The following is a 25822-nucleotide window of genomic DNA, read 5'->3' on the forward strand; positions in this document are numbered from 1 at the left end:
ACGATGACCGGCATGGACATCGAGCCGTTCGTCGTCGCCGACACCGCCGCCTGGCGCGCCTGGCTCGACCAGCACGAGGACGACTCCGACGGCGTCTGGCTCGCCCTCGCCAAGAAGGGCACGACGGGGCCGACGACCCTGACGTACGCGCAGGCACTGGACGAGGCGCTCTGCTCCGGCTGGATCGACGGGCAGAAGCGGAGCAACGACGCGGCGACCTTCCTGCAGCGGTTCACCCCGCGGCGGAAGGCCTCGCTCTGGTCGGAGCGGAACATCGGCCTGGTCGCGACGCTCGTCGCCCAGGGACGGATGCGGGAGCGCGGACAGGCCGAGGTCGACCGCGCGAAGGCCGACGGCCGGTGGGAGCGCGCGTACGCCGGCTCCGCGACCGCCACGGTGCCCGACGACCTCGTCGCCGCGCTCGACGCCGCGCCGGCAGCCGCCGCCCTGTTCGCCGACCTCGACGCCACGAACCGGTACGCGGTGCTGCACCGGGTCATGACCGCGCCGAACCCCGCGACCCGCGCGGCCCGGCTGAGCAAGCTCGTCGGCATGCTCGACCGCGGCGAGACGCCGTACCCACGCCCGACACGCTGACGTCGGGGGACAGGACGCCACCTGTTGCTCACCGCGCGTTCGCGGAGACGGCGTAGACCGGGGTCATGACGAACAGCGACACCACGACACGTCCGGCCGACGCCTCCGGCACCTTCCGCATCGGTGGCGACCTCGAGGTCAACCGCCTCGGCTACGGCACCATGCAGCTCACCGGCCCCGGGGTCTGGGGACCGCCGAAGGACCACGACGAGGCGATCCGCGTCCTCAAGCGCGCCGTCGAGCTCGGCGTGAACTTCTTCGACACCGCCGACTCCTACGGCCCCTACGTCGCCGAGGAGCTCCTCAAGGAGGCCCTGCACCCGTACGGCGACGACGTCGTCATCGCGACCAAGGCCGGCCTGACCCGCACCGGCCCGAACGAGTGGCCGCCGGTCGGCCGCCCGGAGTACCTGCGTCAGGAGGCCGAGATGAGCCTCCGCCGTCTCGGCCTGGAGCGCATCGACCTGTTCCAGCTGCACCGTATCGACCCGAAGGTCCCGCTCGAGGACCAGATCGGTGAGCTGAAGAAGCTGCAGGACGAGGGCAAGATCCGCCACATCGGCCTGTCCGAGGTCTCCGTCGACGAGGTCAAGGCCGCGCAGGAGATCGCGACGATCGTCTCCGTGCAGAACCTCTACAACCTCACCGACCGGTCCTCCGAGGCGCTGCTCGACTGGTCCGAGGAGCAGGGCATCGGCTTCATCCCGTGGTTCCCGCTCGCGACGGGTGGCCTGACCGGCGAGGACTCCCCGCTGACCGAGCTCGCCGAGCGCAAGCAGGCCACGCCCGCACAGGTCGCCCTGGCCTGGCTGCTCAAGCGCTCGCCGGTCATGCTGCCGATCCCCGGCACGTCGAGCGTCGCGCACCTCGAGGACAACCTCGCCGGCGCGACGGTCGAGCTCACCGACGACGAGTTCCAGGAGCTCGCCGGCCTGCACGAGTGACACGACCAGGATCCGCTGGGGACAGCGGATCCCGGATCCAGCGTTGACGGATCCGGTCGACGATCCTGCGGGATCGCCGACCGGATCCGTCATTCGTCGGTCAGGAGGCGATGGCCGCCATCGCCTGTGCGGTCGCCGCGCCGAGGTCCTCCGCCGGGCGGCTCAGCAGCCCCTTCACCATCCGGGTGTCGTCGTCGGCGAGGACCTCGTACACCCCGGTCACCGCGCCGTCGAGCGACTGCGACACCACGCTCGACGGGCTGACCTTCGGCACGTCGAAGCGGGCGCCCATCGCCGTGTCGATCATGCCGACGAGCACCCCGGTGACCGTCGTGCCCTGTCCGGCCAGCTCGGTGCGCAGCCCGTTCGTCGCGGACCACGCCGCCGCCTTCGACGCGGCGTAGACCGTGGGGATCGGCGTCCACGCGGCGACGGAGAGCACGTTCAGCACGGCACCGCCGCCGTTCGCCGCGAGCACCGGCGCGAACGCCCCGGAGACCCGGATCGTGCCGAAGACGTTCGTCTCGAACACCGACCGGAGGACGTCGTCGGGTGCCGCCGCGATGGACGTGTCCGACGCCGGGGCGATCGCCGCGTTGTTCACGAGCAGGTCGACGTCCGCAGCCGTCCGAGCGGCTGCCGCGATCGACTCCCCGTCGGTGAGGTCGAGCGCCAAGGACACCACGCGGTCGTCGTCCCACGGCCGCGGGGACCGTGCCGTGGCGTAGACCTTCGTCGCGCCGCGCTCCAGGGCCTGGCGGACGAACTCCTCGCCGAGGCCTCCGTTCGCTCCGGTCACGAGCACGGTCCGGCCGTCGAGTCGCTCAGTCATGGTCACTCCTGTAGGTTGGGCTGGAAGCGGGGATGCTCCCCGGATCATTATGTGGGGAACGTCCCCACTTGAGTCAAGTGAGGTGTGCCGTGACGTCGACGACCGCGAAGCCCATGCGCGCCGATGCCCGCCGGAACCGCGACGCGATCACCGCGGCTGCCCGGCAGGTCTTCGAGACGGACGGCATATTCGCGCCGATCGACGGCATCGCCACGGCGGCCGGGGTCGGCAACGCGACGTTCTACCGGAACTTCCCGACGCGCGACGACCTGCTCGCCGCCGTGATGGACGACAGCTTCCGGGCAGCCCTCGACGAGTCACGGGAGCTCGAGGCGCTGCCGGCCGACGACGCCCTGCACGAGTGGATGGCCCGCGTCACCTGGCAGCTGCGGATCTGGCAGAACCTGCCGACCTGCATCGCCAGCGCCATCGGCGACGACCACTCGCCGGTGCAGGACGTCTGCGCCCGGCTCACGGAGCGCACGGACGACTTCCTGCAGCGCGCCCGGACCCAGGGCAGTGCGACGGACACGGCGAGCGCCGAGGACGTCTTCGAACTGCTGACGACGCTGTCGTGGGGCGTCGACCGCTTCGGCGACGACCAGGAGCAGGCCAGACGACGGGTGCGCCTGGCGACCGCCGGCCTGTTCCGCCGCTGACCGCACGAGCACCCCGGCACCGACGACTAGCGTCGGACCCATGCAGCGACGCACCCTCGGCCGTACCGGCCGCGAAGTCTCCTCCATCGGTCTCGGCACCTGGCAGTTCGGCGGTGACTGGGGTCCCGTCGCCGACGAGGACGCCTTCGCCGTGATGGACGCCTCCGCCGAAGCCGACGTCACCTTGTTCGACACCGCTGACGTGTACGGCGACGGCACGAGCGAGGCGCTCATCGGCCGCTGGCTGCAGGCGAACCCGGGCTCGGGGGTCACCGTCACGACGAAGATGGGCCGTCGCGCCGAGCAGACGCCCGACAACTACGTCGCCGCGAACTTCCGCACCTGGGTCGACCGCTCGCGGACGAACCTGCAGCAGGACACGCTCGACCTGGTCCAGCTGCACTGCCCGCCGACCGCGGTGTTCTCCGACGACGCCGTGTACGACGCCCTCGACGCGCTGGTCGCCGACGGGGCGATCGCCGCCTACGGCGTCAGCGTGGAGACCGCCGACCAGGCGCTCACCGCGATCGCCCGGCCGAACGTCGCGAGCGTCCAGATCATCCTCAACGCGTTCCGGTTGAAGCCGCTGGACGCGGTCCTGCCCGCCGCCCGGGAGGCCGGGGTCGCCGTCCTGGCGCGCGTCCCGCTGGCATCGGGGCTGCTCTCCGGCAAGTACACGACGGACACCGAGTTCGCCCCGGAGGACCACCGCACGTACAACCGCCACGGCGAGGCCTTCGACCAGGGTGAGACCTTCAGCGGGGTGCCGTTCGAGGACGGCGTCCGTGCGGCGCAGGAGTTCGCCGCCGCCCTGCCCGAGGGCGTCTCCGTCCCGCAGGCCGCGCTCGCGTGGGTCATCGCGCAGGACGGCGTCACGGCCGCGATCCCCGGTGCCCGCAACGCCGAGCAGGCCCGCTCGAACGCCCAGGCGGGGTCCCTCGACACCCCGGCCGACCTCGACGCCACCGTGCGTGACCTGTACGACCGCTGGTTCCGCGCGACGGTGCACGAGCGCTGGTGACCCCCGGCGGCCTGGAGCACCTCCCAGCCCCTGCTCGGAGGTGCTTCAGGAACCGCCGCCCCTTCCCATCGATCCCACGGCGTGCAGCGCCCGGCCCGGTCCTACGATGATCCCACGCCCTCCGACCGATCGGGAACCACCATGCACGTGCGCCACGTCATCGTCACCGCTGCGCTGGCGGCTGCCCTGGTCGCCGTCCCCACGGCACTCGTCGTCGCGCACCCCGCGGTCGCCGCGTACGGGTCGACCGCGGGCGTGACCGGTCCCCAGGCCGCACGGGTCGTGGCCGCGCGTGCCGCCGACCTCCGGCGCACCCCGGACCAGGTCCTCACCGGGGCCCTCGGCGCGGCGGGCTCGCGTGCCGTTCCCTTCGCCTACGCGGGTGACTCGATCACCGCACGGCCCGGGTCGTGGCTCCGCGACCTGGCCGCGACGCCCGCCGCGACCGCGCTCGTCCGCGCGGTCGGCGGGTACGCCCACAGCGGGTACCGCTCGGACCAGGTGCTCGCCCGGATGCCCGTCGTGCACGGCGAGGACGTCCTGGTCGTCGAGCTCGGCACGAACGACGTGAACCAGCACGTGCCCACCGCGACGACCCTGCGCGACGTCGACCGCCTGGTGGCGCAGGTCGCCGCGCCGCACGTGCTCCTGGTCGCGGCTCCGCCCTCGGACCACACGACGAGCCTGTGGGGCGTCGACCGTCGGACGGGCAACGCGGCGCTCGACCGTGCCCTGGTCGTCGACGCACACCGACACGGGTGGAACGAGGCCGACCCGTTCGCGGTGGACCGCGAGCGCGACGGCTCCTGGGTCCCCGGGACCTCCACGGACGGCATCCACCCCACGACCGCGGCGAACCACGTGATCGCCGGCCGCTTCGCCGCGGCCATCACGGCCGCCGCGCACACCGCGCGCACCTGACGGGGCCCTGAACGCACCCCGAGACGGACAGGAGGCCCGGTGCACGTGGTGCGCCGAGCCTCCTGCCCGTCGAGCGGTCGCGTGTCAGCGCGAGGTGAGCACCTTCGTCGTGCCCGCGATGACCGCGGCGTCCTCGGCGAGCGCCACCAGGGGGTCGCGCAGGCCGGTCGTCTTCGTGACGGACTTGCGGGCGAGCAGTCCGACGTAGCTGCCGATGACCGCGCCGATCGCTCCGAGGACCGCGCCCTCGACCCGGCGGTCGCGCTTGCCGGTCGTGCCGATCGCCATGCCGACGAACGCGCCGGAGGTGGCGCGGCCGATCAGCCCGGTCAGGGCGGTGCGGCTCGGCGTCATCGGGAGCTTGTCACCGATGATCTCGCCGACGGCACCGGCGATGAGCAGGCCGCGACCGAGCGGCGTGCGGAACGCCGGCCAGTCCTGCCAGGCGCCGGACAGCTCCTTGCGGTCGCGGTTGAGCGCCAGGAGTGCGAGCGGGGTGGCGCTGCGGCCGCCCGTCAGGATGCCGAGCAGCAGGGCCTTCGTACCGGTGTGCTTCGTGTTCTTCACCATGGGGTCTCCTCACAAGATCGTCGTCGACGCTACCCACGGGACCTGGCCGCCGCACCGGGATGTCCACCGGCCGGGCGCACGACGTCCGCCGAGCGGCGCGGTGTAGTCATGGGGTCCCCCGATCGAACAGGACCACCGTGACCGACGCCGACCGCATCAGCGCTGCCGCTGCCCCGCGCGCGCGGGTGGGTGCCGTGGACGAGGCGGGTCGTCTCCGCCTCCTCGGGGCCGCCGTTTCCGGGGCTGCGTTCGCGCTGGTCTTCGTGATGCTCGTGCTGTCGTCGTGGACCGCGGCGACCACCGGTGTGCTGGTGTCCGTCGGGGTGCCGGCCGCAGCGGTCGGCGGGACGCTCGGCGTCGTGCTGCTGCTGCGCTCGTGGCGCATCGAGGGCGGCTACGAGCGCGCGAGTGCCGTCCAGCGCTGGATCTCCGACGGCCGAGTGCCGGTCGACGTCCCCGCGACGGAGTGGGTACCGCTGCTGCACGGGCAGGCGGACCGGCAGGTCGCCGGCTGGGGCAAGATCCTGACCGCGGTGCTGTGGTTCGCGATGTCGTGGTCGATGCGGGACCAGCACGGCTGGGTCATCACGCTGCTGCTCTGCGGGCTGTGGACCGGGCTGGGACTGTGGAGTGCCGTGGTCGTCATCCCGCGCGCCCGGGCTGCGGCCGCGATCCTGCGTCGGGGCGTCTCCACGCCCGAGTGACCCACGCGTCCGGCGTGTAGGCAGGGTGCATGGCCTCCCAGAAGCAGCCCTTCCGTGCCCGCCGCGCCCTCGTCACCGGAGCGAGCGGGGGCATCGGCGAAGCGCTCGCCGTCGGACTCGCCCGCGGCGGCAGCGACCTCGTCCTGGTGGCGCGGTCGGCCGACAAGCTCGAGGCGGTCGCCGCCCGGGTGCGCCGTGACCACGGGGTGCGCGCGGAGGTCCTCGTCGCGGACCTGTCCACCGACGCCGGCGTCGACCACGTCATCACGTCCCTGGCCGACAGCCGGGTGGACATCGTCGTCGCCAACGCCGGCCTCGGCTCGCACGGGGACTTCGCCGACGACTCCGAGGAGCGGAACCGCACCCAGATCGCGCTGAACATCACCGCGGTCACCCGGCTCGTGCACGCGTTCCTGCCGGGGATGCTCGCGCGCGGGGTCGGTGGCGTGATGACCGTCGCCTCGACCGCAGCGTTCCAGCCGACACCGGGCATGGGCGTCTACGGCGCGACGAAGGCGTTCGTGCTGTCCCTGACCGAGGCCGTCTGGCAGGAGACCCGCGGCCGTGGGGTCCGCGTGCTCGCCCTCTGCCCGGGCCCGACCGAGACGGGGTTCTTCGACGCCGCGGGCAGTTCGTCGCTTGAGGGCGGACGCCAGACCGCGGAGCAGGTCGCCGCGGTCGGGCTCCGTGCGTTCGCCCGCGCCGGCGGGCCGACCGTGGTGTCGGGCCTCGGCAACACGGTGATCGCGAGCGCGCACCGGTTCGTGCCGCGCGGGCTGATGGCCCGGATGTCGGCGCTCTACACGGCGGGCGACTGACGCCAGGACCGGACGGGCGGCTCGACGATCCGCCGGTCGGACGCGCACCAGCGGGCGACGATGCCGACCACGACAGCACCGGCCCCGTCAGCGAGCAGGTCGCCGATCGTGTCGTCGTACCCGACGAAGATCGTGGAGTCGAGGTAGTTGTGGCCGACCCACTCGAACATCTCCCACACGGCGCCGATCGCCAGGCCGATCGTGCCGCAGACGACGACCGCGACGACGATGGGCATGCGGGTGGCGTCGGGCAGGATCCCGAGGTCGGACGCGATCACGACGACGAGCACGGCGAGCGCACCGACGAGCAGGAAGTGGACGAGCTTGTCCCAGCCGGGCACGGTCGTGTACCACTCCAGGGAGCTGCTCCACCCGGCGACCAGGGCGAGCAGGCACAGCGCGGCGTCGAAGCCGGGGCGGAGTCCGAGGATCCGCGGGACGACCACGCCGAGGAGCGTCAGGGACATCACCGCGAGGGCGATGGGTCCCCAGCCGGCCGTCGCGATCGGGATGCTGAGGAGCGTCAGGACCCGCAGGACGTCGGCGACCCACTCGGCGCCGCGGGGGCGTCGGAGGAAGGTCGGGCCTGCGGTGCGGACGATGCTCGTCACGGGGTCTCCCATCGGATGACGGCGTGCACGGGGGTGTGGTCGGAGGGCCAGACGCCACCGGGTCGGCGGGTCGACACGGCCACGCGCTGCACGACGGCACGGGCGGCGGGGTGGTCGCGGGTGACCAGGACCCGGTCGAGGCGGGGGCCGCCCGGCTTCGGTTCCCGGTAGTGGGCGTAGGTGCCGACGCCCGCGGGGCGGTCCCGCGCGGGCACCAGGTCCCACGTGTCGTCGAGTCCCTCCTCGGCGAGGACCCTGGCGGCTGCCGAGCGCTCCCCGGCGTTCCAGTCGGCGAGCACCACGGCGGGCAGGCCGGCCTCCCGCACGAGTGCGCCGATGAGCCGCGCGGACCGGACCTGCGCCAGGGGCGAGAACGGGTCGACGTGGGTGGCGATGGCGACGAAGCGGACGCCGGTGACGCGGTCCTCGAGCTCGACGAGCACCGCGATGCGGGGGAAGGGCGCACCCCACGCCCGGCTGCCGACCCGGGAGCGGTCCGGCCCGAGGGCGACCGTCGTGGTGCTGCCGACGTGGAGCCGGTCGGTGTCGACGACGACCCCGACGTGCTCGCCGCCGGTCGTGCCGTCTGCCCCGTCTCGGTCCGCGACCACGGCCGCCCACCGCGACCCCATGGCGGCGGTGAGGTGCTGCACCTGGGTGGGCACGGCCTCCTGGACGGCCAGCAGGTGGGGTGCTTCGGACCGGACCAGCGCTGCGACCGCCGGGGCCCGCCGTGCCCACGCGTCGGGGTGTGCTGCGCGGAGGTGCGGCATCGGGCGGCGCACGTTGAAGGTCATGCAGTGCAGGGCCGGCGCGGCGACGGGACCCACGACCGGGGCGTCGTCGGGGGTCACGACTGCTGGACCGACGCCGGATCGACCTGCTGGACCGACGCGGGGTCAGCGTGCTCGACCGACGCCGGGTCGGGCTGCCGCAGCACGCGGACCGGCCGCGTGCCGACGAGCACCCGACGCATGATGCGGGCCGGGGTGAACGCCCGCATGCCGGACAGCCGCATGGTCCGACCGGCCTTGCGGGTCCGGACGACCAGGCCCCACGGGTCCTGCACGGGCGTCCCCGACACCGACGCCACGAGGCCCAGGTCGAGGACGGTGCGCCAGGTCGGGTCGAACTGGATCGAGAGGTCGATGTCGTCGTGCACCATCGGGTCGACGTGCACGCGGTGCCGGATGGCCAGCCACGCGGATCGCCGCATCAGCATGTTCGAGCCGAACAGCGGCGGGCGGCCGAGCGCGGCGGTCATCAGCGCGAAGTACGCCCCCATGTACGCGACCTGCCACACCGCACCGGCGACGCGACCGAGGTCCCGGAACCGGCCGGGCCCCGTGACCGCCGTGACGAGCGGGTCGGCGAACCAGGCGGTGCCGCGGGCGACCCAGTCGTGGGGGAGCACCGAGTCCGAGTCGACCCGGGCGATCAGCTCACCCGAGGCGGCGTCGTACCCCCGACCGGCCGCGGAGGCGATGCCGCGGACGGGCTCGTGCAGCACGACGGCCCCGGCAGCACGCGCGACCTCGGCGCTGGCGTCCGAGCTGCCGTTGTCCACCACGATCACCTCGGTCGGGGGCACCGTCTGGGCGGCGAGCGAGGCCAGGCAGGCGGCGAGCTGGTCGGCGTCGTCGAGCACCGGGATGACGACGGTGACGGAACGCATGCACCCAGCCAACCAAGAGCGTGCTGAGCGCCGGTCCTGCCACGGATGGCCGTGGATGACCGTGGACGGCCACGGATGGCGGCGGATGGCCGTTCGGCGCGGCGGGGTACGGCGACGAGCCTCGGACACAGCACCGCGGCGGTAGAACTGGGAGCATGACCACTTCTTCGCGCACACCGCTCGGCGTGACCCTCGTCGACGGCGGCGCCAACGTCGCCCTGTTCTCCAGCACCGCGGAGCGGGTCGAGTTCTGCCGCTTCGACGAGGACGGCACCGAGCACCGCACCGAGCTGACGCAGCGCACGGGTTACACGTTCCACGACATCGTGCCGGACGTCACCATCGGCACCCGCTACGGCTTCCGCGTGCACGGCGCGTGGGACCCGGCCAACGGCCTGCGCCACAACGGCGCCAAGCTGCTGCTCGACCCCTACGCCACCGCGATCGACGGCGAGTACGAGTGGGGCCAGGCGCTCTTCGGCCACGACATGAACGAGCCCGAGCAGATCGACGAGACCGACTCCGCCTCGGCGATGCCGCGCTCGATCGTCGCCGACCGCTCCTTCGACTGGCAGGGCGACACCCGCCTGGGCACCGACCTGGCCGACACCGTCTTCTACGAGGTGCACGTCAAGGGCTTCACCAAGCAGCACCCCGACGTGCCCGAGGAGATCCGCGGCACCTACGCCGGCATGGCGCACCCGGCCGCGATCAAGCACCTGGTCGACCTCGGTGTCACGGCCGTCGAGCTGCTCCCCACGCACCAGTTCGTGCAGGACTCGACGCTCGTCGACAAGGGCCTGCGGAACTACTGGGGCTACAACTCCATCGGCTTCTTCGCGCCGCACAACGAGTACTCGTCCACGGGCACGGCCGGCCAGCAGGTCACCGAGTTCAAGGAGATGGTCAAGGCCCTGCACGCCGCGGGGCTCGAGGTCATCATGGACGTCGTCTACAACCACACCGCGGAGGGCAACCACATGGGCCCGACGCTGTCCTTCAAGGGCATCGACAACGCGTCGTACTACCGGCTCGTGGAGGGTGACGAGGCGAACTACTTCGACACCACCGGCACCGGCAACTCGCTCAACGTCGGGCACCCGACGGCGCTCGGCCTGATCATGGACTCGCTGCGCTACTGGGTCGAGGAGATGCACGTCGACGGCTTCCGCTTCGACCTGGCGACGACGCTGACCCGCCAGGACGGCGAGGCCGAGAAGCACTCCGCGTTCCTCGACATCATCCACCAGGACCCGGTGCTCCGCGAGGTCAAGATGATCGCCGAGCCGTGGGACACCGCCGGCTACCAGGTGGGCGGCTTCCCGGCCGACTGGTCCGAGTGGAACGGCAAGTACCGCGACGACCTCCGCGCGTTCTGGCGCGGCGACGAGGATGCGCTCGGCGACGCCGTGCAGCGCGTCCTCGGCAGCCCCGACGTCTACGAGGGATCGCGCCGTTCGCCGCTCTGCTCGGTCGACTTCGTAACCGCCCATGACGGTTTCACGCTCGCCGACCTCACGATGTACGCCGACAAGCACAACGAGGCGAACGGTGAGGACAACAACGACGGCGAGAGCGACAACACGTCGTTCAACGGCGGCATCGAGGGCCCGACGGACGACGGCGCGGTGAACGACTACCGCGACCGCCAGCGTCGCAACTTCCTCGGCACGCTGATGCTGTCCGCCGGTGTGCCGATGATCCTCGGTGGCGACGAGATCGCTCGCTCGCAGGGCGGCAACAACAACGCCTACTGCCAGGACGACGAGATCTCGTGGTTCGACTGGGCCGCCGTCGACCAGGACCTGCTCGCCTTCACCACGTCCGCGATCGCCTTCCGCCGGCAGCACGAGGCGCTCCGCCCCGAGTGGTACCGCACCGCGCCGGGCCACTCCGAGTCCACGGTGTCGGTGCTCCGCGCGGACAACGCGGGCTTCGAGGACGGCGACTGGGCCGACGGCGGCAACCGTGCCGTGATGCTCGTGCTCGAGCAGGGCGACGACTCGGTCGCCGTGCTGCTGAACGCCTCCGAGACCACGGTCGAGTTCACCCTGCCGGAGAAGCCGGGTGGCGGCACCTGGTCGCTCGGGCTCTCGAGCGACCCGGAGCAGCAGCTCGACGGCGACGCCACCACGCTGCTGGTGCGCGACGCGTCCTTCACCGCGCTGGCCTGAGCCAGCGCGGGCTGAGCCAGCGCGGTCTGACCCGCGGCGGGCCGGGAGCACTCCCGGCCTGCCGCCGTGTGCGGCCGTCCCGCGTCGGGGCCCGAACCCGACGCGTGGCGGCTGCGCAGATGCAGTGACGAACGGGAGGCTCCCCACCAGCTGGTGGGGAGCCTCCCGTTCCGTCTGTGGCCCGTCAGGGCCGCTGCCGTCAGATCACGACCAGGCGCGTGTACTGCGCCGTGGAGACCAGCTGGGCGGCTCCGCCGGCGGCGGGGACGCGCCACAGGCCGGCCGACGGCGCGCGGTCGATGTCGAGGAACAGGTCGCCTGTCTCGGTCGCCGCGCCCACGTGGGTGCCTCGCGACCCCGCCGTGGCTCCCGTCACCGGGAGGGTCCGCTGGGTCCCGTCAGCGCCGAAGACGAGCTCGGAGGCGAGCGTCCGGTCGACGTCGCAGGTCCCGGCCAGCTCGTCGGCCTGGCTGCACCAGTCAGCCGATCGCAGCAGTCGGAACGACGTCGAGTTCGCGGCGCCGTACTCGAACGTGTCCTGCTGCTCGAGCCGCATCAGAACGCTCTGTCCTGCGGGGACCTCGAACCACGGGTAGCGCCCGCCGGGGCCGTCCTGGATCTGGCTCACCCAGAGGTTGCCGGCGTCGTCCGACTGCAGCCCGCGGACGAACCCGACCACGGAGTTGTTCTGCCAGGTCCGGACGGTGAGCACGCCCGAGGCACTCCGCTGGGCGACCCGCGTCTGGGAGGGACTGCCGTTGAAGGTCGAGACGATCCCGTTCCGCGAGACGACCCAGGCTTGCTGCCCGTACTGCACGGTGCCGAAGTCCGCGACGACCCGGGGAGCGGACCCGTCGATCGGGAGCATCGTCACCGAGCCGGACACCGAGTCGGCCCAGTACAGGTTGCCGGCGACGTCGGAGCGGAGGTCGGCGGTCAGGTGCAGGCCCGTCGCGACGGTGCGAGCTGCGCCACCACCGGCCGGGTACATCAGGATCGAAATGAGGTCGGCCGAGGGCACGAACACGTCGCCCTGGTCGTCCGCGGTGTAGCCCGTGCCGTTCGTCGCGACCGTGGTGCCGGTCGTCGTGCCGGTGCTCGTGCTCCCGGTGCCGAACCGGACGACGCTGCCCTGGGCGTCCAGGGCGAAGAGCGCCTGCGGGGTGGGTGCGGCAGCCGTCGCGGTGTACTTGACGCTGACGGCCGGACCGGTCTGCTTCGCGGCGACCGCGCGCACGGCGAACGTGTACGTGGTGCCGGTGCGCAGCGCGCCGAAGTGGTCCCAGCGAGCGGTGGCCGGCAGGCGGTCGACGCCGCCGTTCGGCTGGCTCTCGGCGGGCGTCACGGTGACGGTGTAGCCCGTGATGCGGGGACCGGCGCTGGGCGCCCCCCAGGTGACGTCGGCGTCGCCCCCGGACCCCGTGACACGGACGGACGTCGGCGCACTCGGCGTCGACGACGTCGGGGCGGCATGCGCCGGCAGCGCACCCCCGACGACGAGTGCAGCCGCGGCTGCGATGGTGAGCATGCTCTTGAACACGACGATCCCCTCAACGTGCTGCGGCACCGGTGCCGCTGCTGCGCACATCAGAGCAGATCCCGTGCCGCGCCAGGGGGCCGTCCCGAGAATTGCGGTACGCGTACGGGAATCCGCACCGGATCGGCTGTTGCGCAGCGTGCCTCAGTGCCCGAGCTCGACCAGCAGCACCCCCACGATGATCAGCCCGATGCCCGCGAGCATCGTCCGCGTCAACGGGTCCTTGAAGAGCACCCGCCCGAGGACCGCCGTCAACGCCACCCCCGTCGCCGCCCACACCCCGTAGGCCACCCCGATCGGCAGGCCCATGGTCAGCGCGACCGCGAGCAGCGAGAACGCCACCAGGTACCCGGCCACCACCGCGACGTACCAGCGGCGCTTGCCGTCCGTCGCGACCTTCAGGCTCATCGTCGCGAAGACCTCGGTGACGATGGCGATCGCGAGCAGCACCCAGCCCATCAGCGGGCTCCTTCCCGACGTGCGGCGAGCGCCCGCTGCGACCCGATCTCGACGAGCAGCACCCCTGCCGCGATGAGCCCGATGCCGACCAGCATCACGGGGGTCAGCGACTGCCCGAACAGCACGGCGGCGAGCACCGCGGTCAGGGCGACGCCCGAGGCGCCCCAGATGCCGTAGGCGACCCCGATGGCCATGCCCCGGCGGAGCACCTGGATGAGCAGGAAGAACGACCCGACGTAGCCGACCACGACGAGCGCGTACCAACCGGGCCGCTCGACGGCGGCCTGCAGGGACAGGGCGGCGGTGACCTCGGAGAGGATCGCGCCGGCGAGGAAGAGCCACTTCACGAGCGGACCCCCACGGCGTCGGCATCCTGCACGGCGAGCGCCCCGACCATCGTCGCTGCGAGTCGTAGCGTCGCTGCTGCCGCCGCGTCGTCCCGGTCGCTCAGCCACGCCGACATCGTCCCGTCGACGAGCGCGACCAGCAGGCGGGCGACCTGGTCGACGGGCGCCGACCACGACCGGCCGTGCCGGTCCGACCACTGCCGCAGGTTGCCGGTGACGGCCTGCGCGTAGGCGTCCTGCTCCCAGCGCGCCAGGTCCCGCAGGTCCGGGTCGCGTCGTGCGAGTGCGGTGAGCTCGAAGAGCGCGAGTGCCTCGTCCGGCGCGGCGCGGACCCGGTCCAGGTAGGCCAGGAGCCCGGCCGCGATGCGCTCGGACGGGTCCTCGACCGGGACCGAGTCGTCGTCGAAGGTCACGGCCATGGACTGCCGGAGCTCGCGGTCGAGCACGGCGCGGAACAGCTCGCCCTTCGACCCGAAGCAGTACGCGAACGTGCCGTGGGGCAGTCCGGCGCGTGCCGTGACGGCGCGGGTGGTGACGGCGCGGACGCCGTCGTCGGTCATCACCGCCACGGCGGCGTCGACGAGCTGAGCCCGTCGTTCGTCCGCGCTGCGGTGGGTGCTCGTGGTCATGCAACGACCGTACCGGTCGAGTTGGCCAGGTGGCCAACTCGACCGGCGCAGTCCCAGCTGACGGACAGGCGGACTGGAGGCTCGGTGCCAGCTGGCACCGAGCCTCCAGTCGGTCCGGTGTCAGTGGCGCGTCAGCGCGGTGTGAGTGCCGCGGCCGATGATCGGGACATCCGATCGAAGGAGCACACCGTGCAGAACACCCGAGTCCTCGTCTCCGGCGCGAGCATCGCCGGCCCCGCCCTGGCGTACTGGCTGCACCGGTCGGGGTTCGACGTCACCGTCGTCGAGAAGGCCAGCAGCATCCGGCCGGGCGGCCAGGCCGTCGACTTCAAGGGGCCGATCCACATGCGCGTCCTGCGGGAGATGGGCATCCTCGACGAGGTGCGCGCCGCAGACGTCCGTGACGCGGACGGCATCATCGTGAACGCCGCCGGCCGGAAGGTCGGGACGGCCCCCGGTGGCTTCGGCGCGGGCGAGGTGAACATCCCCCGCGGCGACCTGGCCCGGATCCTGCACCGTCTGACCGAGGACACCACCGAGTACGTCTTCGGCGACTCGATCACGAGCCTGACGGACACCGGCGACGGCGTCGACGTGACGTTCGAGCACGGAGCGCCGCGGACGTTCGACCTCGTCGTCGGCGCGGACGGCATGCACTCCAACGTCCGCCGGCTGGCGTTCGGCCCCGAGTCCGAGCACGTCACGCACCTCGGCTACCACTACGTCCTCGCCGACCTGGACACCGGCCCCGACGACGTCGTCTACAGCGAACCGGGCATCACCGTCATGCTCGGCGGGACCAAGGCCCCGGCGTTCCTCGTCTTCGCCGGCCCACCGCTGCCCCCGGCTCGGGACGACGTCGCCCGGCAGAAGCAGCAGGTGACCGAGGCACTCCGACACGGGAAGTGGCGGATCCCCGAGCTGCTGGAGCAGCTGCCCGACGCCCGTGACTTCTACATGGACTCGATCAGTCGTGCGACGGTCGACCACTGGTCCCGCGGCCGCGTCGTGCTGCTCGGCGACTCCGCGTGGGGGAACGCCCTCGGCGGCTACGGCACCGGGCTCGCCGTCGTCGGCGCGTACGTCCTGGCCGGGGAACTCGCACGAGCAGGTGGTGACCACGTCACCGCGTTCGACACGTTCGAGCGTCGGTACCGCAACTACGCCTCGATCTCCCACAAGGTGAACGCCGGCAAGCTCCTCGCACCGAGGACCACCGCCGGCATCCGCGTCCGCAACCTGCTGTTCAGCACCCTGGCGGTCTTCGGTCCGCTCATGCGGGTCGTCGACCGACCGGCGTCGAACCTCGTGCTCGAGGACTACGACGCCCACCGGACAGGCCGGGACACCGATTCCCGCACTGGGTCCTCGACGGGCACGACCGGCGTCGGAGGCGCGGACTAGCGTCGCGGGCACGGCGACCGGCATCGGTCGACGCGACCCCGTCCCGAGGAGCCGCCAGTGCCGCTGCAGCCCATCTCCCGCCGCTCGGTGCTCGTCGGCGCGTTCGGGTTGGCCGCCGCCGGGGCGCTCAGCGGGTGCGTCGCGAACAACGGCCCGGCGCCGAGCACCGCCGCCGCGGGGTCGAAGGCCGACATCGGCGAGGTCGAGGGCACGATCCGCTTCGCGTTCTGGGGCGGCAGCGACGGGGAGAACGCCGGGTTCGCGCACGCGAAGAAGGTGTTCGAGGCCCGGCACCCGAAGGCCACCGTCGAGCTGCAGACGCTGCCGTACGACGGCTTCTTCTCCGGCATCGACCGGGGCATCCTGTCGCGCACGGCACCGGACGTCTTCCGGGTCGACTACACGAGCATCGGCAAGTACACCTCGCACGGGGTGCTGCTCGACATCACGCCGTACCTCAGCGCCACCGAGTCCGCCGGGTTCCTGCCGGCACTCCGCGACGCCGTCCGGTTCGAGGGCCGCACCTACGGCGTCCCCCACCAGACCGACACCTCGGCGATCGCGTTCAGCCGCGACGCCCTCGACGAAGCCGGCATCGGTGCCGTGCCCGACCGGCTCGAGGACGCCTGGACCTGGGAGGAGTTCACCGCGGTGTCGACGAAGCTCCGCAAGGCCCTGCCGGACGACAAGTACCCCTTCGCCTACGACTGGACCGCCGCCGGCGCCTACCGCTGGGCGAGCTTCCTGTACCAGGCGGGCGGGTCGCTCCTGACGCCGTCACTGGACCACTCGGCGGTCGACGGCGACCCCGCGCGCAAGGCCATGGCGTTCACGCAGCGGTTCTTCGACGAGCGGTGGGTGCCGGCGAACAACACCATCAAGACCACCGTCTACTCGGACAACTTCTTCCTGAACCAGACCGTGGCGATGACGTTCATCGGCGACTTCCTGGTGCCGGAGCTCGCCGACACGAAGAACGGGTACCAGGGCGGGAAGTGGGCCACCACGTACATGCCGCGCGACCAGGCTGCCGCGTCCGACCTCGGCGGGAACGCCGTCGTCGCCACACGTGACACCGAGCACCCGGAGCTCGCGGCCGCGTTCCTCAAGTTCCTGGTGGAAGAGGACCAGATGCGTGACTTCTGCCAGCGGGCGAACGAACTGCCGACGCTGAAGAGCCTGGCGGACACGCCCCTCGACTACGCCGTGCGCCCGGACGTGATGGACGTCTTCACGCAGCAGGCCACGACGATCACCGAGACCGCCGTGCGCGAGACCGTCGTGCCCGGGTTCGCCTCGGTCAACACGGCGCTGCAGGACCAGCTCGAGCTCGCCTTCCACGGCCGCGGCACCGATGCTGCCGTCAAGGCCATCGACGCCGCCGTCGAGCAGGCGGTGGCGGCATGACCGGCGCGGCCGAGCGCATCGGCGGCGCGACCGCTGGCGGCGCCGTTCGTCGGGGTCCACGCCGGTCGGTCGGCGGCTTCCGAGGCTCCAGCGGGGCCGCGGCCACGGCGTTCCTGGTGCCGAACGTCGTCCTCATCGTCGTCTTCACGCTGCTGCCGCTCGTCTACGCCCTGGTCATCAGCTTCCAGGACCTCGACTCCCTGGGCGGCACGAGCTGGGCGGGCCTCGGCAACTACGCGCGACTGGTGACGGACCCGGTCTTCTGGCAGTCCGTCGCGAACACGGGCGTCTTCACGCTGTTCACGGTGCCGGTCGGCATGGCGATCGGGCTCGGCGTCGCCGTGCTGCTCAACGGCGTGCTGCCGGGGCGGGCGGTCTTCCGGACGATCATCTTCCTGCCGCTGGTGGTCTCCGGGGTCGCGACCGGTGTCCTGGGCGCGTGGATGTTCGACCAGAACAACGGCTTCGTCGACGAGTTCCTCCGCTCCCTCGGCCTGCCGCAGATCCAGTGGCAGTCGAGCGGTGGCTGGGCGATGACCGCCGTGATCCTGATGACGCTGTGGCAGCGCATCGGGTTCGACATGCTCATCTACCTCGCCGGGCTGCAGGGCGTCGACCCCGCCGTGCAAGAGGCCGCGACGACCGACGGCGCGAGCGGCTGGCAGCGCTTCCGGCTCATCACGTTCCCGCTGCTCGGCCCGTCGACGTTCTTCCTGCTCGTGATGAACCTCATCTACTCGTTCCAGGTGTTCGACACCGTGTGGGCGATGACCCGCGGCGGCCCCGGCTACGGCACCACCACGATCGTGTCGTACGCGTACCGGGTGGCCTTCGACGAGCACGGCCCCCAGCTGCTCGGGTACGGCGCCGCGGTGGGCATCGTCATCTACCTCGTGACCCTGCTCATCACCGGACTGCAGTGGCGGTTCAACGCCGGACGGGACCAGACCGACTGATGACCTCCACCACCTGGGACACCGGCGCCGCCGACGCCGCACCCGCTGCCGCCACCACCGCCACCCGCTCGCCGAAGAAGCGCCGTGGACGCCTGCTCTGGCTGCGCCTCACCGTCGCGGTCATCGTGACGATCGTCATGGCCTTCCCGCTGTACTGGATGCTGCTCACCGCGTTCTCGACCCGTGCCGACCTGTACGCGCCCGGGCTGCAGCTCTGGCCGGAGCACTTCACGATCCAGAACTTCGTCCGACCGTTCCAGGAGTTCCCGGTCTGGCGCTGGTTCGGCAACTCGCTGCTGATCTCCGTCGTCGTCACGGTCATCACCGTCGTGTGCAACCTGCTCGCCGGGTACGCCTTCGCCAAGCTGCGCTTCCGCGGCCGGAACGCCCTGTTCCTGGTGCTGCTGTCGACGCTGATGATCCCGCCGCAGGCCATCATCGTGCCGCAGTTCTTCATCTCGATCGGCCTGCACCTGTACGGCGGACTGTGGGCGGTCATCCTGCCCGAGGCCGCGGCGATCTTCGGGGTGTTCCTGGCCCGGCAGTTCTTCCTCGCCGTGCCCGACGAGCTCATCGAGGCCGCCCAGCTCGACGGCGCCGGCCGCTTCCGCACGTTCGTGTCGGTCGTGCTCCCGCTCTGCCGGCCGCTGCTCGCCGTCCTCGTGCTCCTGACGTTCATGGGCGAGTGGAACGCGTTCGGCTGGCCCCTCGTCGCCCTGTCCGGCAACCAGGACCTGTTCACCGTCCCGATCGGCATCGTCGGCACGCTGCAGGGCCAGTACACGTCGGACTACGGCGCGATCATGGCCGTCAACCTGCTGATGATCCTGCCGATCGTCGCCCTGTTCCTGGCCTTCCAGCGGTACTTCGTCGAGGGGCTGTCGCGGAGCGGCCTGCGGTGAGCGCAGCCGAACCGACGGCTGGCCGCCCGACTCCCGCGGACGCCCGCCACTGGGTCACCGCCGACTTCGCCATGCAGGTCACCGCGATCGAGGAGGTGACCGGCGGCACCGACGTCTCCGCCGTGGTCTGGCGCTTCGTCGACGACACCGGCGACGCCTGGGCCGCCAAGTGGACCACCCGCACCACCACGACCGGCACGCGCCTGGTCGGGTCGATGGCCGACGCCGGGCTCGACCGCGCACCGAGTGCCGTCCCGACCGCGGACGGCCGGCGCCGCAGTCGTCGTGGCGGGGGTCGGCTCGCCGTCACCCGCTGGACGGACGGCGAGGACGCCGCCACGGTCGGCCTCGACCTCGCCGGCTGGCACGCCTACGGGGAGCTCCTGGCCGACGTGCACGCGCATGCCTTCCCGCTCCCGCCGCGTCGGCAGGGCGCACGTCGGGGGATCCGCCGCCGACGGCAGCGGTACCGCGCGGCCATCCGCACGCTGGACGCGCGACTCACGGGAGACGACGTCCTCGGCCTGTGGCACGACGCTCGACCCCGGATCGCGCTCCTGCAGCAGGGCACCACGCTCGCCTCGGCAGCGCCCGGCGAGCGCGTCCCGTGCCACGGCGACCCGCACCTCGGCAACGTCCTGGTCGAACCGAGCGGCGGCCTGCGGCTGGTCGACTGGGACGAGGCCGTCGTCGCCCCGCGCGAGCTCGACCTGCACCTGGTCGAGTTCAGCGTCCTGTTCGCCCCGGCATCGCCCGACGAGCTCGCCGCGTTCCGTGCCGGCTACGGACCCGTCGTCCTCGACGAGCACCGCCTGGTCCGCTACGCCTGCGTCCGTGCGCTCGAGGACCTGACGTCCACGATGACGACGGCACTCGACGGCTCCGCCGAAGACCGCACCGAGGCCCTCCGGGTCTTCACCGGGATCCTCGCGCCGTCCGGGTCGGCCTCCCTGGTCGAGGACCGGCTGCGCGCCGCGCTGGCGGACGCTGCGTCGCGTTCCTGACCACAGACAGACGGGAGGCTCCCCACCGGTCCGGTGGGGAGCCTCCCGTCTGTCGGCTGGTCGCCGTCAGGTCAGTCGTGGCCGTTGATCAGGCCGAGGTAGCGCCCGAAGCGGGGCGTCGGCTCATCGTGGAGCGCGCGCGGCGTGGGCCAGCAGTCGAGCTCGTCGATGGTCGCGGTGGAACGGTCGAGGTCGTGGCTCATGGGGTGCTCCTTCTTCGGGGGTGAGGAGTACTACCGCGGAGCGGTGTCAGCCATTCCCGATGCCACGCTCGGAGTGCGTCCAGCGGACGTCCGAGTCCGCCCGTCAGTTCGGCCGCCGACGCAGCTCGCGTCGCCCCTCGATCTGGCTCCGGAGCTTGTGGATGAACGTCGCCTCGAGGAACCCGGTCAGCAGCAGGGCGCCGATGGCGAAGAGGACCGCCGCGACGCCCTCGTTCGAGGTGAAGGCGATGACCGGCAGGCCGATGACGAGCGCGCCGCAGAAGACCACGTTGAACCACGCGCCGACGATGCCGCCCGGTGCATCGGGGACCCTGTCCATCCATCGCTCGGCCACGAGGTGGACGGTACCCGCTCCGGCTTCGGTGATCGGGACGGTCGTGGTGTGACCGAGGGCGGACGGGAGGCGCGGTGCGGGCCCGCCACGAGCCTCCCGTCAAGCGGTCCCCGCGGACGCGGAGCCGGACCCGTCCGGCGTCTCGCTGCCGAGCAGCGGCAGCAGGGCGGACGCCACCACGTCGGCACCGGTGGCGTCGTCGTCGACCGCGACCGGTCCGAACCACGCGTTGCTCGCGAGGACGACCGGGAACGCGCGGGACAGCAGCTCCCGGCCGGCCGGGGTCAGGGTCAGGCGCGACAGCCGGCCGCGGCCCGGCTCGGCCCCGCGCACCAACAGCCCACGGGCTCCGAGGGCGGCGACGAGTGCGGTCATGCTCTGCGGGCGGACACCGACCGCGCGGGCCAGCTCGGCCTGGCTGAGCTCCTCGGCCGTGGCCAGCTGGACGAGCACGCCGAACTCGACCGGCGTCAGCGCCATCGGCTCGAGCTCGGTCGCCAGGCGTCGGGCGAGTTCGCGGCCGGCGCGGATGACGGTCCAGGCGGCGACCGCGTCGACGTCGTCACGCGATGCTGCGAACTCCGGGGACATCGCTCGATCGTAGCGGAGGAGGGTCTATTATCAGTTAACTGATATCAAGGGAGACGACATGGGCGACATCGTGGCAGTCACAGGAGCGACCGGGGACGTCGGCGGCAAGACGGTCGAGGCCCTCCGCGCTGCGGGGAAGACCGTCCGGGCGATCGCGCGACGACCGGAGCAGGTCGAGGCCTTCCGGGCACGGGGGATCGATGCGCGGCAGGCGGACCTCGGCGACCTGTCGGCCCTGACGGCGGCGTTCGAGGGCGTCGACCAGGTGTTCCTGGTCACGGCGGCGACCCAGCGGCAGCGGGAGCACGGCGTGGTCGGCGTGCAGGCCGCGCAGCGTGCCGGGGTCCGGGCGCTCGTGCACCTGTCGGGCGGGGACGCTGCGCTGGGGTCGACGATCCCGTGGGCTCGTGCGGTGGCGCAGATCGACGTGGACGTGCGCGCGAGCGGTCTGGCGTGGACGATCCTGCACCCGTCGGGCTTCATGACGAACCTGGTGCCGTCCGGGCCGGCGATCCGCCGGGGGGTCTTCCCGCAGACGATGGGCCGCGGGGTGATCGGCTGGATCGACAGCCAGGACATCGCCCGGGTGGCGGCCCGGGTGCTGACGGACGGCGTGCACGTCGGTTCCGAGCCCGTGCTCACCGGGCCCGAGCTGCTCGACGGCCGCGGGGTCGCCCGGGCCCTGACCGAGGGGCTCGGTCGGCGGGTGCGCTACCTGCACCTGCCGAGCCGGGGATTCGAGGGTGTGCTGCGACTGACCGGCATGCCCGCGTGGCAAGCGGCGGGGCTCCGTCAGCAGTTCGGCATCGTCGCCCGGCACGGGCTCGACGGCATCGCGGTGCACACGGACCAGGTCGAGCGGATCACCGGGACGCCGGCGCGGTCGATGGCGGACTGGGCACGGGCGTCGCGGGGGGTGTTGCTGGGGCGCTGACCGAGTTCAGCTCGTCGATGTACCGCTGGTCGAGCGGGAGCTCGGGCAGGGTCCCAGCCTCGGCGGTCTGGTGGCCGATGACGGTCTCGCCGTCGGACTCGTACACGTCGACCGTCCCGGGCTGGTCGGCGCCCGCCGTCTCGGACCAGAGCACCCAGCCCAGGCGACCGTCGTCGGACCGACCAGGTACCAGGTCCGGGTGACCGTGCTGGTTCTCGATCCCGAAGGTCTGCCCCTTCGCGTTGACGCTCCACCGGGACGTGACCGAGCTGGCGTACTGCAGCATGGCGTGCCACCGGGTGCCGGGGGACGACGAGACCGGGAACGTGGTCGTGCCGGCGGACGGCAGCTGGCCGTCCACGACGTGCAGTCGGTGCGGCCCGTCGCCGCTGCAGGAGACCCCGGCGCCCGTCGTGCCGTCGCCAGTGGGGACCTGCACCATCCCCGAGTCGCTCAGGCACGTGACGTCGACGATGACCGCTCCCGCCGTCGCCGGTGCCCGGCCGATGTCGACCAGTGCGGGGCCGGTCCGGGTCACCGTCGTGGTGGAACCGAGGGCGTCGGTCGCCGTCGATCCGGGCATCCCGGTGACCACGAGGGCGGCGGCGCTGGTGGCCAGGGCGACGGCCGCGACCCCGACGACGGACGCGGTGACCCGGGTCCGTCGCTGGGCGCGCTGCAGTCGGCTGCCGGGGGTGCCGATGGACGCGAGCTCGGCCCGGATCGTGGCGGCCGCGCCCGCGGGCATGTCGGTCGTGGTCAGGTGTCCGTGGCTGCTGGTCATGCGGTGCCTCCTGGTGCGGAGCGGAGTGTGGGGTCGAGGTCGTGCAGGTCGGCGCGCAGGCGTTTCCGGACCCGGTGCAGGCGGACCCGGGCAGCGGGTGGCTGCAGCCCGACGGCCGCAGCGGCCTGCCACACGGGCAGGTCCTCGAGCGTGGTGAGGACCAGCAGCGCGGCGTCGGTCGGGGACAGGCCGCGGAGGGACTCCTCGAGCCGCTGCCGGACCTCGGCGTCCTCGGGGTCGACCGGGTCGACGTGCTCCTCCTCGCGGGGCAGCCGGTCGAGCAGCTTGCGGTAGCGGGCGGCGGCTCGACGGCTGTTCCGGCCGAGGTTCACCGCGGTCACGAGCAACCACGGCAGGACGGACCCGGCCACCAGCGGCACGGTCCTCCGCTTCCGCCAGAGCTCGTAGAACGCGGACGCCGTCACGTCCTCGGCGTCGTGCACGTCCCCGAGCAGGCTCAGTGCGCGCCGGTAGACCCGCGGGCGGTGCCGGTCGAACAGCTCGGCGAAGGCCGTTCCGTCGTTCGACCGGGCCCGCGCCCACAGCGGCCCGTCGTCGTCCTGTTCGTCCTGCACACTCAAGAGTGTCCGGTCGGGGTGCGGGCGTTACACCGGCGTGCGGTCCGACCGGGGACCGCTCACGCGCTGCCGACGAGTGCGGCGGGCGCGAGCTGCTGCCCGGACACCGCGCGGGCCACGTCGCTCAGGCGCTCCTGGTTCGCGCGGGCGTACTGGCGGATCAGCCGGAACGCGGTGTCCAGGTCGACGTCGAGCGCTCGGCTGACGTACCCCTTCGCCTGCTCGATCAGCACGCGGCTGTCGAGGGCGCGCTGCAGCTGGCTGGCCTCGAGCGTCGCGTTCTCGATCGTGCGCTGCTGCAGCAGGCTGATCGTCGCGACGTCGGCGAGCGCCTGCGCAGCACGGGCGTCGGCGCCGTTGAGCGCCCCCTCGGACTCGCGGAACAGGTTCAGCGACCCCACGACGGTGTCGCGGAGCCGCATCGGGATGGCGTGGACACCGGCGTACCCGCGCTGCTCCGAGGCCTCGGCGAACCGGGGCCAGCGCCGCTGGAGCTCCGCCAGGTCCTCCGACGTCGCCAGCTCGCCCGTCGTCACGGCGGTGATGCACGGACCCTCGCCGGCATTGAGCTGGAGCAGGCCGAAGAAGCTGCTGCGCTCGCTCGTCGAGGCCACCACCTCGAGCTCGTGGTGCGCGTTCGCCAGGTGGATCGCGCCGGCAGCGGCGTCGAAGAGCTCGACGGCCCGGTCGGCCAGGGTCTGGAGCACCTCCACGACGTCGAAGTCAGCGACCAGGCTGTCCGTGAGCGTGACGAACGTGTCGACCAGTCGTGCCTCGCGGGTGTCCGGCATCCGGAGTGCTCCCTGTCCGTCGGTGTGCTGTGCAACAACCGTAACGCCGCCCGTTCGAGGACTTGCGACGCGAGGTTCTCCAGCCCTAGCGTTGTGCTCAGCTGCCCCAGCCCCCGGCGGCCGGAAGACCCGAACGATCTCCGTGATGCCCGGGAGCCCGATGGACCAGCTACGTCACACGCCGATCGCGCCTGCGCGGCGCGGGGCTGTCGACGCGGCTGCGTCGTCGCAGTCTCCGCGGTGCGCCGGTCAGCACCGACGAGAGGAACCCCAGTGACCGCCGACGACACGATGACCAGCCCGTACCGGAAGACCGGGACGGCCGGGGGACCCCGCACCGGGGGCACGTCGACCTACTCCGCGCTGCTGGCGCAGGTGAAGGACGCGGGGCTGCTCCGGCGGCGTCGCGGCTTCTACTGGGCGCTCTTCGGCGCCCTGGTCGTGGCGACGGTGGCGTGCTGGGTCGCGTTCGCCGCGCTCGGCGACTCGTGGCTGCAGCTGGTCGTCGCCGCGGTCCTCGGGGTGCTCTTCACGCAGTTCGCGTTCCTGTCGCACGAGGCCGCGCACCGCCAGGTGTTCGAGTCCCGGAAGTGGAACGACCGCGCCGGCCGGTGGCTCGGCACCTTCGTCGTCGGCCTGAGCTACTCGTGGTGGATGAACAAGCACACCCGCCACCACGGCAACCCGAACACCGTCGGCAAGGACCCGGACATCAGCCCGGACGGCGTCGTGTTCATCCCCGAGGACGCCGCCGCCGCGAGAGGCCCCATGCGTCTGCTCGTCCGGCACCAGGGCTGGCTCTTCTTCCCGCTCCTGACCCTCGAGGGCATCAACCTGCACCGGCACGCGGTGGTCTCGGTACTCCGCGGAGCCGACGGCAGGAGCGATGCCCGCGGGCGGGTGCTCGAAGGCGTGCTGCTCGTGCTCCGCTTCGGCATCTACCTGCCCGTGGTGTTCCTGACCCTGCCGTTCGGGATGGCCTGCGCGTTCCTCGGCGTCCAGCTCGCCGTCTTCGGGGTGATGATGGGCGCGTCCTTCGCGCCGAACCACAAGGGCATGCCGACGATCGCCCACGACGCCAAGGTCGACTTCCTGTCCCGCCAGGTCCTGACGTCGCGCAACATCCGCGGCGGGTGGTGGGTGTCCTTCCTGATGGGCGGCCTGAACTACCAGGTCGAGCACCACCTGTTCCCGAGCATGCCGCGGCCGGCCCTGAAGCAGGCCAGGCTCCTGGTCCGCGCGCACTGCGAGCAGCTCGACGTGCCCTACACCGAGACCACGCTGCTGCGCTCGTACGGCATCGTCATCGTGTACCTGAACCGCGTCGGTCTGGCAGCACGCGACCCCTTCACCTGCCCGATGACCACCGAGCTCCGCATCAGCTGACACCCGGTCTGCGCTGGTTCTGAGCCCGT

General features: G+C 72.3%; 30 protein-coding genes. 15 read left to right on the forward strand and 15 right to left on the reverse strand.

The window, feature by feature from the left end:
* Positions 1-3 precede the first annotated feature (3 nt).
* Entirely contained in the window at positions 4-597 is a 594-nt protein-coding gene (locus ITJ54_RS06325; RefSeq protein ID WP_416354896.1) for a YdeI/OmpD-associated family protein, read from the forward strand.
* Positions 598-662: 65 nt separating this feature from the next.
* On the forward strand, positions 663-1541 hold the full coding sequence (locus tag ITJ54_RS06330; RefSeq protein ID WP_194626657.1) for an aldo/keto reductase: 879 nt from the start codon (positions 663-665) through the stop codon (positions 1539-1541).
* Between the two features lie 100 nt (positions 1542-1641).
* On the opposite strand, the gene ITJ54_RS06335 is transcribed toward ITJ54_RS06330, so the two are convergent.
* Positions 1642-2373 (reverse strand): SDR family oxidoreductase, encoded by a 732-nt coding sequence (locus ITJ54_RS06335; RefSeq protein ID WP_194626658.1) that lies wholly within the window; start codon positions 2371-2373, stop codon positions 1642-1644.
* Positions 2374-2462: 89 nt separating this feature from the next.
* Here ITJ54_RS06335 and ITJ54_RS06340 point away from each other — a divergent pair, with 89 nt between their 5' ends.
* The 3 genes from ITJ54_RS06340 to ITJ54_RS06350 all read left to right on the forward strand — a co-directional run bounded on the left by ITJ54_RS06340 (position 2463) and on the right by ITJ54_RS06350 (position 4974).
* On the forward strand, positions 2463-3032 hold the full coding sequence (locus ITJ54_RS06340) for a TetR/AcrR family transcriptional regulator (RefSeq protein ID WP_323741612.1): 570 nt from the start codon (positions 2463-2465) through the stop codon (positions 3030-3032).
* Positions 3033-3072: 40 nt separating this feature from the next.
* Positions 3073-4053, forward strand: coding sequence for an aldo/keto reductase (locus ITJ54_RS06345; protein ID WP_194626659.1), 981 nt, complete (start codon positions 3073-3075; stop codon positions 4051-4053).
* Positions 4054-4194: 141 nt separating this feature from the next.
* The gene (locus ITJ54_RS06350; RefSeq protein WP_194626661.1) at positions 4195-4974 is read left to right on the forward strand and encodes an SGNH/GDSL hydrolase family protein; all 780 of its coding nucleotides are present in this window, start codon (positions 4195-4197) and stop codon (positions 4972-4974) included.
* 84 nt (positions 4975-5058) lie between these two features.
* On the opposite strand, the gene ITJ54_RS06355 is transcribed toward ITJ54_RS06350, so the two are convergent.
* Entirely contained in the window at positions 5059-5544 is a 486-nt protein-coding gene (locus tag ITJ54_RS06355; protein ID WP_194626663.1) for a DUF4126 family protein, read from the reverse strand.
* A gap of 137 nt (positions 5545-5681) precedes the next feature.
* Here ITJ54_RS06355 and ITJ54_RS06360 point away from each other — a divergent pair, with 137 nt between their 5' ends.
* Positions 5682-6248 (forward strand): hypothetical protein, encoded by a 567-nt coding sequence (locus ITJ54_RS06360; RefSeq protein WP_194626665.1) that lies wholly within the window; start codon positions 5682-5684, stop codon positions 6246-6248.
* 29 nt (positions 6249-6277) lie between these two features.
* Complete coding sequence (locus ITJ54_RS06365) at positions 6278-7066, forward strand: SDR family NAD(P)-dependent oxidoreductase (protein WP_194626667.1); 789 nt, start codon at positions 6278-6280, stop codon at positions 7064-7066.
* Here the strand turns inward: ITJ54_RS06365 and ITJ54_RS06370 are convergent.
* From ITJ54_RS06370 to ITJ54_RS06380, 3 genes are read right to left on the reverse strand one after another with little or no spacing between them, the layout of a single operon-like run.
* A complete protein-coding gene (locus ITJ54_RS06370; protein WP_194626669.1) occupies positions 7048-7677 on the reverse strand; it encodes a hypothetical protein in 630 nt (209 codons plus the stop codon). The two genes, ITJ54_RS06365 and ITJ54_RS06370, sit on opposite strands and share 19 nt — an antisense overlap.
* Positions 7674-8531: an endonuclease/exonuclease/phosphatase family protein gene (locus tag ITJ54_RS06375; RefSeq protein WP_194626671.1), complete on the reverse strand. Its 858-nt coding sequence runs from the start codon at positions 8529-8531 to the stop codon at positions 7674-7676. Before ITJ54_RS06375 ends, ITJ54_RS06370 begins: the two co-directional genes overlap by 4 nt.
* The gene (locus ITJ54_RS06380) at positions 8528-9352 is read right to left on the reverse strand and encodes a glycosyltransferase family 2 protein (RefSeq protein ID WP_194626673.1); all 825 of its coding nucleotides are present in this window, start codon (positions 9350-9352) and stop codon (positions 8528-8530) included. Before ITJ54_RS06380 ends, ITJ54_RS06375 begins: the two co-directional genes overlap by 4 nt.
* A gap of 155 nt (positions 9353-9507) precedes the next feature.
* Between ITJ54_RS06380 and glgX the strand changes: the two genes are divergently transcribed.
* Positions 9508-11526, forward strand: a complete 2019-nt coding sequence (glgX, locus tag ITJ54_RS06385) for a glycogen debranching protein GlgX (RefSeq protein ID WP_194626674.1) — start codon at positions 9508-9510, stop codon at positions 11524-11526.
* A 199-nt stretch (positions 11527-11725) separates the two neighbouring features.
* On the opposite strand, the gene ITJ54_RS06390 is transcribed toward glgX, so the two are convergent.
* The 4 genes from ITJ54_RS06390 to ITJ54_RS06405 all read right to left on the reverse strand — a co-directional run bounded on the left by ITJ54_RS06390 (position 11726) and on the right by ITJ54_RS06405 (position 14498).
* A complete protein-coding gene (locus ITJ54_RS06390; protein ID WP_194626675.1) occupies positions 11726-13066 on the reverse strand; it encodes a fibronectin type III domain-containing protein in 1341 nt (446 codons plus the stop codon).
* 141 nt (positions 13067-13207) lie between these two features.
* Positions 13208-13522 carry a DMT family transporter gene (locus tag ITJ54_RS06395; protein WP_194626676.1) on the reverse strand — a complete coding sequence of 105 codons (315 nt, stop codon included), beginning with the start codon at positions 13520-13522 and terminating at the stop codon, positions 13208-13210.
* Positions 13522-13869, reverse strand: coding sequence for a DMT family transporter (locus tag ITJ54_RS06400; protein WP_194626677.1), 348 nt, complete (start codon positions 13867-13869; stop codon positions 13522-13524). The genes ITJ54_RS06395 and ITJ54_RS06400 overlap by 1 nt, the downstream gene beginning before the upstream one ends.
* A complete protein-coding gene (locus ITJ54_RS06405) occupies positions 13866-14498 on the reverse strand; it encodes a TetR/AcrR family transcriptional regulator (RefSeq protein WP_194626678.1) in 633 nt (210 codons plus the stop codon). The genes ITJ54_RS06400 and ITJ54_RS06405 overlap by 4 nt, the downstream gene beginning before the upstream one ends.
* Before the next feature lie 189 nt (positions 14499-14687).
* Between ITJ54_RS06405 and ITJ54_RS06410 the strand changes: the two genes are divergently transcribed.
* Genes ITJ54_RS06410 through ITJ54_RS06430 form a run of 5 tightly spaced genes read left to right on the forward strand, consistent with a single transcriptional unit; the run spans position 14688 to position 20171 of the window.
* A complete protein-coding gene (locus ITJ54_RS06410; protein ID WP_194626679.1) occupies positions 14688-15902 on the forward strand; it encodes an FAD-dependent monooxygenase in 1215 nt (404 codons plus the stop codon).
* Between the two features lie 57 nt (positions 15903-15959).
* Positions 15960-17309: an ABC transporter substrate-binding protein gene (locus ITJ54_RS06415; protein WP_194626681.1), complete on the forward strand. Its 1350-nt coding sequence runs from the start codon at positions 15960-15962 to the stop codon at positions 17307-17309.
* A complete protein-coding gene (locus tag ITJ54_RS06420; protein WP_194626683.1) occupies positions 17306-18265 on the forward strand; it encodes a carbohydrate ABC transporter permease in 960 nt (319 codons plus the stop codon). The genes ITJ54_RS06415 and ITJ54_RS06420 overlap by 4 nt, the downstream gene beginning before the upstream one ends.
* Positions 18265-19167 carry a carbohydrate ABC transporter permease gene (locus ITJ54_RS06425; RefSeq protein WP_194626685.1) on the forward strand — a complete coding sequence of 301 codons (903 nt, stop codon included), beginning with the start codon at positions 18265-18267 and terminating at the stop codon, positions 19165-19167. Before ITJ54_RS06420 ends, ITJ54_RS06425 begins: the two co-directional genes overlap by 1 nt.
* Positions 19164-20171 (forward strand): aminoglycoside phosphotransferase family protein, encoded by a 1008-nt coding sequence (locus tag ITJ54_RS06430; protein WP_194626687.1) that lies wholly within the window; start codon positions 19164-19166, stop codon positions 20169-20171. Before ITJ54_RS06425 ends, ITJ54_RS06430 begins: the two co-directional genes overlap by 4 nt.
* Positions 20172-20242: 71 nt before the next feature.
* On the opposite strand, the gene ITJ54_RS18080 is transcribed toward ITJ54_RS06430, so the two are convergent.
* From ITJ54_RS18080 to ITJ54_RS06440, 3 genes are all read right to left on the reverse strand, one after another.
* Positions 20243-20374, reverse strand: a complete 132-nt coding sequence (locus ITJ54_RS18080) for a hypothetical protein (protein WP_267237985.1) — start codon at positions 20372-20374, stop codon at positions 20243-20245.
* A gap of 103 nt (positions 20375-20477) precedes the next feature.
* Positions 20478-20729 carry a hypothetical protein gene (locus tag ITJ54_RS06435; RefSeq protein ID WP_194626689.1) on the reverse strand — a complete coding sequence of 84 codons (252 nt, stop codon included), beginning with the start codon at positions 20727-20729 and terminating at the stop codon, positions 20478-20480.
* A gap of 99 nt (positions 20730-20828) precedes the next feature.
* Complete coding sequence (locus ITJ54_RS06440; RefSeq protein WP_194626691.1) at positions 20829-21320, reverse strand: MarR family winged helix-turn-helix transcriptional regulator; 492 nt, start codon at positions 21318-21320, stop codon at positions 20829-20831.
* Positions 21321-21378: 58 nt separating this feature from the next.
* Here ITJ54_RS06440 and ITJ54_RS06445 point away from each other — a divergent pair, with 58 nt between their 5' ends.
* Positions 21379-22254, forward strand: a complete 876-nt coding sequence (locus ITJ54_RS06445) for an NAD(P)H-binding protein (protein WP_194626693.1) — start codon at positions 21379-21381, stop codon at positions 22252-22254.
* On the opposite strand, the gene ITJ54_RS06450 is transcribed toward ITJ54_RS06445, so the two are convergent.
* The 3 genes from ITJ54_RS06450 to ITJ54_RS06460 form a co-directional block, all read right to left on the reverse strand.
* Complete coding sequence (locus ITJ54_RS06450) at positions 22184-23038, reverse strand: hypothetical protein (protein WP_194626696.1); 855 nt, start codon at positions 23036-23038, stop codon at positions 22184-22186. The genes ITJ54_RS06445 and ITJ54_RS06450 overlap by 71 nt on opposite strands.
* On the reverse strand, positions 23035-23613 hold the full coding sequence (locus ITJ54_RS06455; RefSeq protein ID WP_194626698.1) for an RNA polymerase sigma factor: 579 nt from the start codon (positions 23611-23613) through the stop codon (positions 23035-23037). The genes ITJ54_RS06450 and ITJ54_RS06455 overlap by 4 nt, the downstream gene beginning before the upstream one ends.
* A 62-nt stretch (positions 23614-23675) precedes the next feature.
* Entirely contained in the window at positions 23676-24407 is a 732-nt protein-coding gene (locus ITJ54_RS06460; RefSeq protein WP_194626700.1) for a GAF and ANTAR domain-containing protein, read from the reverse strand.
* Between the two features lie 291 nt (positions 24408-24698).
* Here ITJ54_RS06460 and ITJ54_RS06465 point away from each other — a divergent pair, with 291 nt between their 5' ends.
* Entirely contained in the window at positions 24699-25793 is a 1095-nt protein-coding gene (locus tag ITJ54_RS06465) for a fatty acid desaturase family protein (RefSeq protein ID WP_194627365.1), read from the forward strand.
* Positions 25794-25822: the final 29 nt, after the last annotated feature.

It is taken from the genome of Curtobacterium sp. VKM Ac-2865 (assembly GCF_015350905.1).
In the GTDB taxonomy this organism is placed as follows: Bacteria; Actinomycetota; Actinomycetes; order Actinomycetales; family Microbacteriaceae; genus Curtobacterium.

Bases quoted from the DNA above. Each gene is read 5' to 3' on its own strand.
- ITJ54_RS06325 (WP_416354896.1), top strand. From the start codon at position 4: ATGACCGGCATGGACATCGAGCCGTTCGTCGTCGCCGACACCGCCGCC.
- ITJ54_RS06440 (WP_194626691.1), bottom strand. From the start codon at position 21,320: ATGTCCCCGGAGTTCGCAGCATCGCGTGACGACGTCGACGCGGTCGCC.
- ITJ54_RS06330 (WP_194626657.1), top strand. From the start codon at position 663: ATGACGAACAGCGACACCACGACACGTCCGGCCGACGCCTCCGGCACC.
- ITJ54_RS06350 (WP_194626661.1), top strand. From the start codon at position 4,195: ATGCACGTGCGCCACGTCATCGTCACCGCTGCGCTGGCGGCTGCCCTG.
- ITJ54_RS06355 (WP_194626663.1), bottom strand. From the start codon at position 5,544: ATGGTGAAGAACACGAAGCACACCGGTACGAAGGCCCTGCTGCTCGGC.
- ITJ54_RS18080 (WP_267237985.1), bottom strand. From the start codon at position 20,374: ATGAGCCACGACCTCGACCGTTCCACCGCGACCATCGACGAGCTCGAC.
- ITJ54_RS06460 (WP_194626700.1), bottom strand. From the start codon at position 24,407: ATGCCGGACACCCGCGAGGCACGACTGGTCGACACGTTCGTCACGCTC.
- ITJ54_RS06405 (WP_194626678.1), bottom strand. From the start codon at position 14,498: ATGACCACGAGCACCCACCGCAGCGCGGACGAACGACGGGCTCAGCTC.
- ITJ54_RS06395 (WP_194626676.1), bottom strand. From the start codon at position 13,522: ATGGGCTGGGTGCTGCTCGCGATCGCCATCGTCACCGAGGTCTTCGCG.
- ITJ54_RS06420 (WP_194626683.1), top strand. From the start codon at position 17,306: ATGACCGGCGCGGCCGAGCGCATCGGCGGCGCGACCGCTGGCGGCGCC.
- ITJ54_RS06465 (WP_194627365.1), top strand. From the start codon at position 24,699: ATGACCAGCCCGTACCGGAAGACCGGGACGGCCGGGGGACCCCGCACC.
- ITJ54_RS06445 (WP_194626693.1), top strand. From the start codon at position 21,379: ATGGGCGACATCGTGGCAGTCACAGGAGCGACCGGGGACGTCGGCGGC.
- glgX (WP_194626674.1), top strand. From the start codon at position 9,508: ATGACCACTTCTTCGCGCACACCGCTCGGCGTGACCCTCGTCGACGGC.
- ITJ54_RS06345 (WP_194626659.1), top strand. From the start codon at position 3,073: ATGCAGCGACGCACCCTCGGCCGTACCGGCCGCGAAGTCTCCTCCATC.
- ITJ54_RS06380 (WP_194626673.1), bottom strand. From the start codon at position 9,352: ATGCGTTCCGTCACCGTCGTCATCCCGGTGCTCGACGACGCCGACCAG.
- ITJ54_RS06425 (WP_194626685.1), top strand. From the start codon at position 18,265: ATGACCTCCACCACCTGGGACACCGGCGCCGCCGACGCCGCACCCGCT.
- ITJ54_RS06365 (WP_194626667.1), top strand. From the start codon at position 6,278: ATGGCCTCCCAGAAGCAGCCCTTCCGTGCCCGCCGCGCCCTCGTCACC.
- ITJ54_RS06450 (WP_194626696.1), bottom strand. From the start codon at position 23,038: ATGACCAGCAGCCACGGACACCTGACCACGACCGACATGCCCGCGGGC.
- ITJ54_RS06335 (WP_194626658.1), bottom strand. From the start codon at position 2,373: ATGACTGAGCGACTCGACGGCCGGACCGTGCTCGTGACCGGAGCGAAC.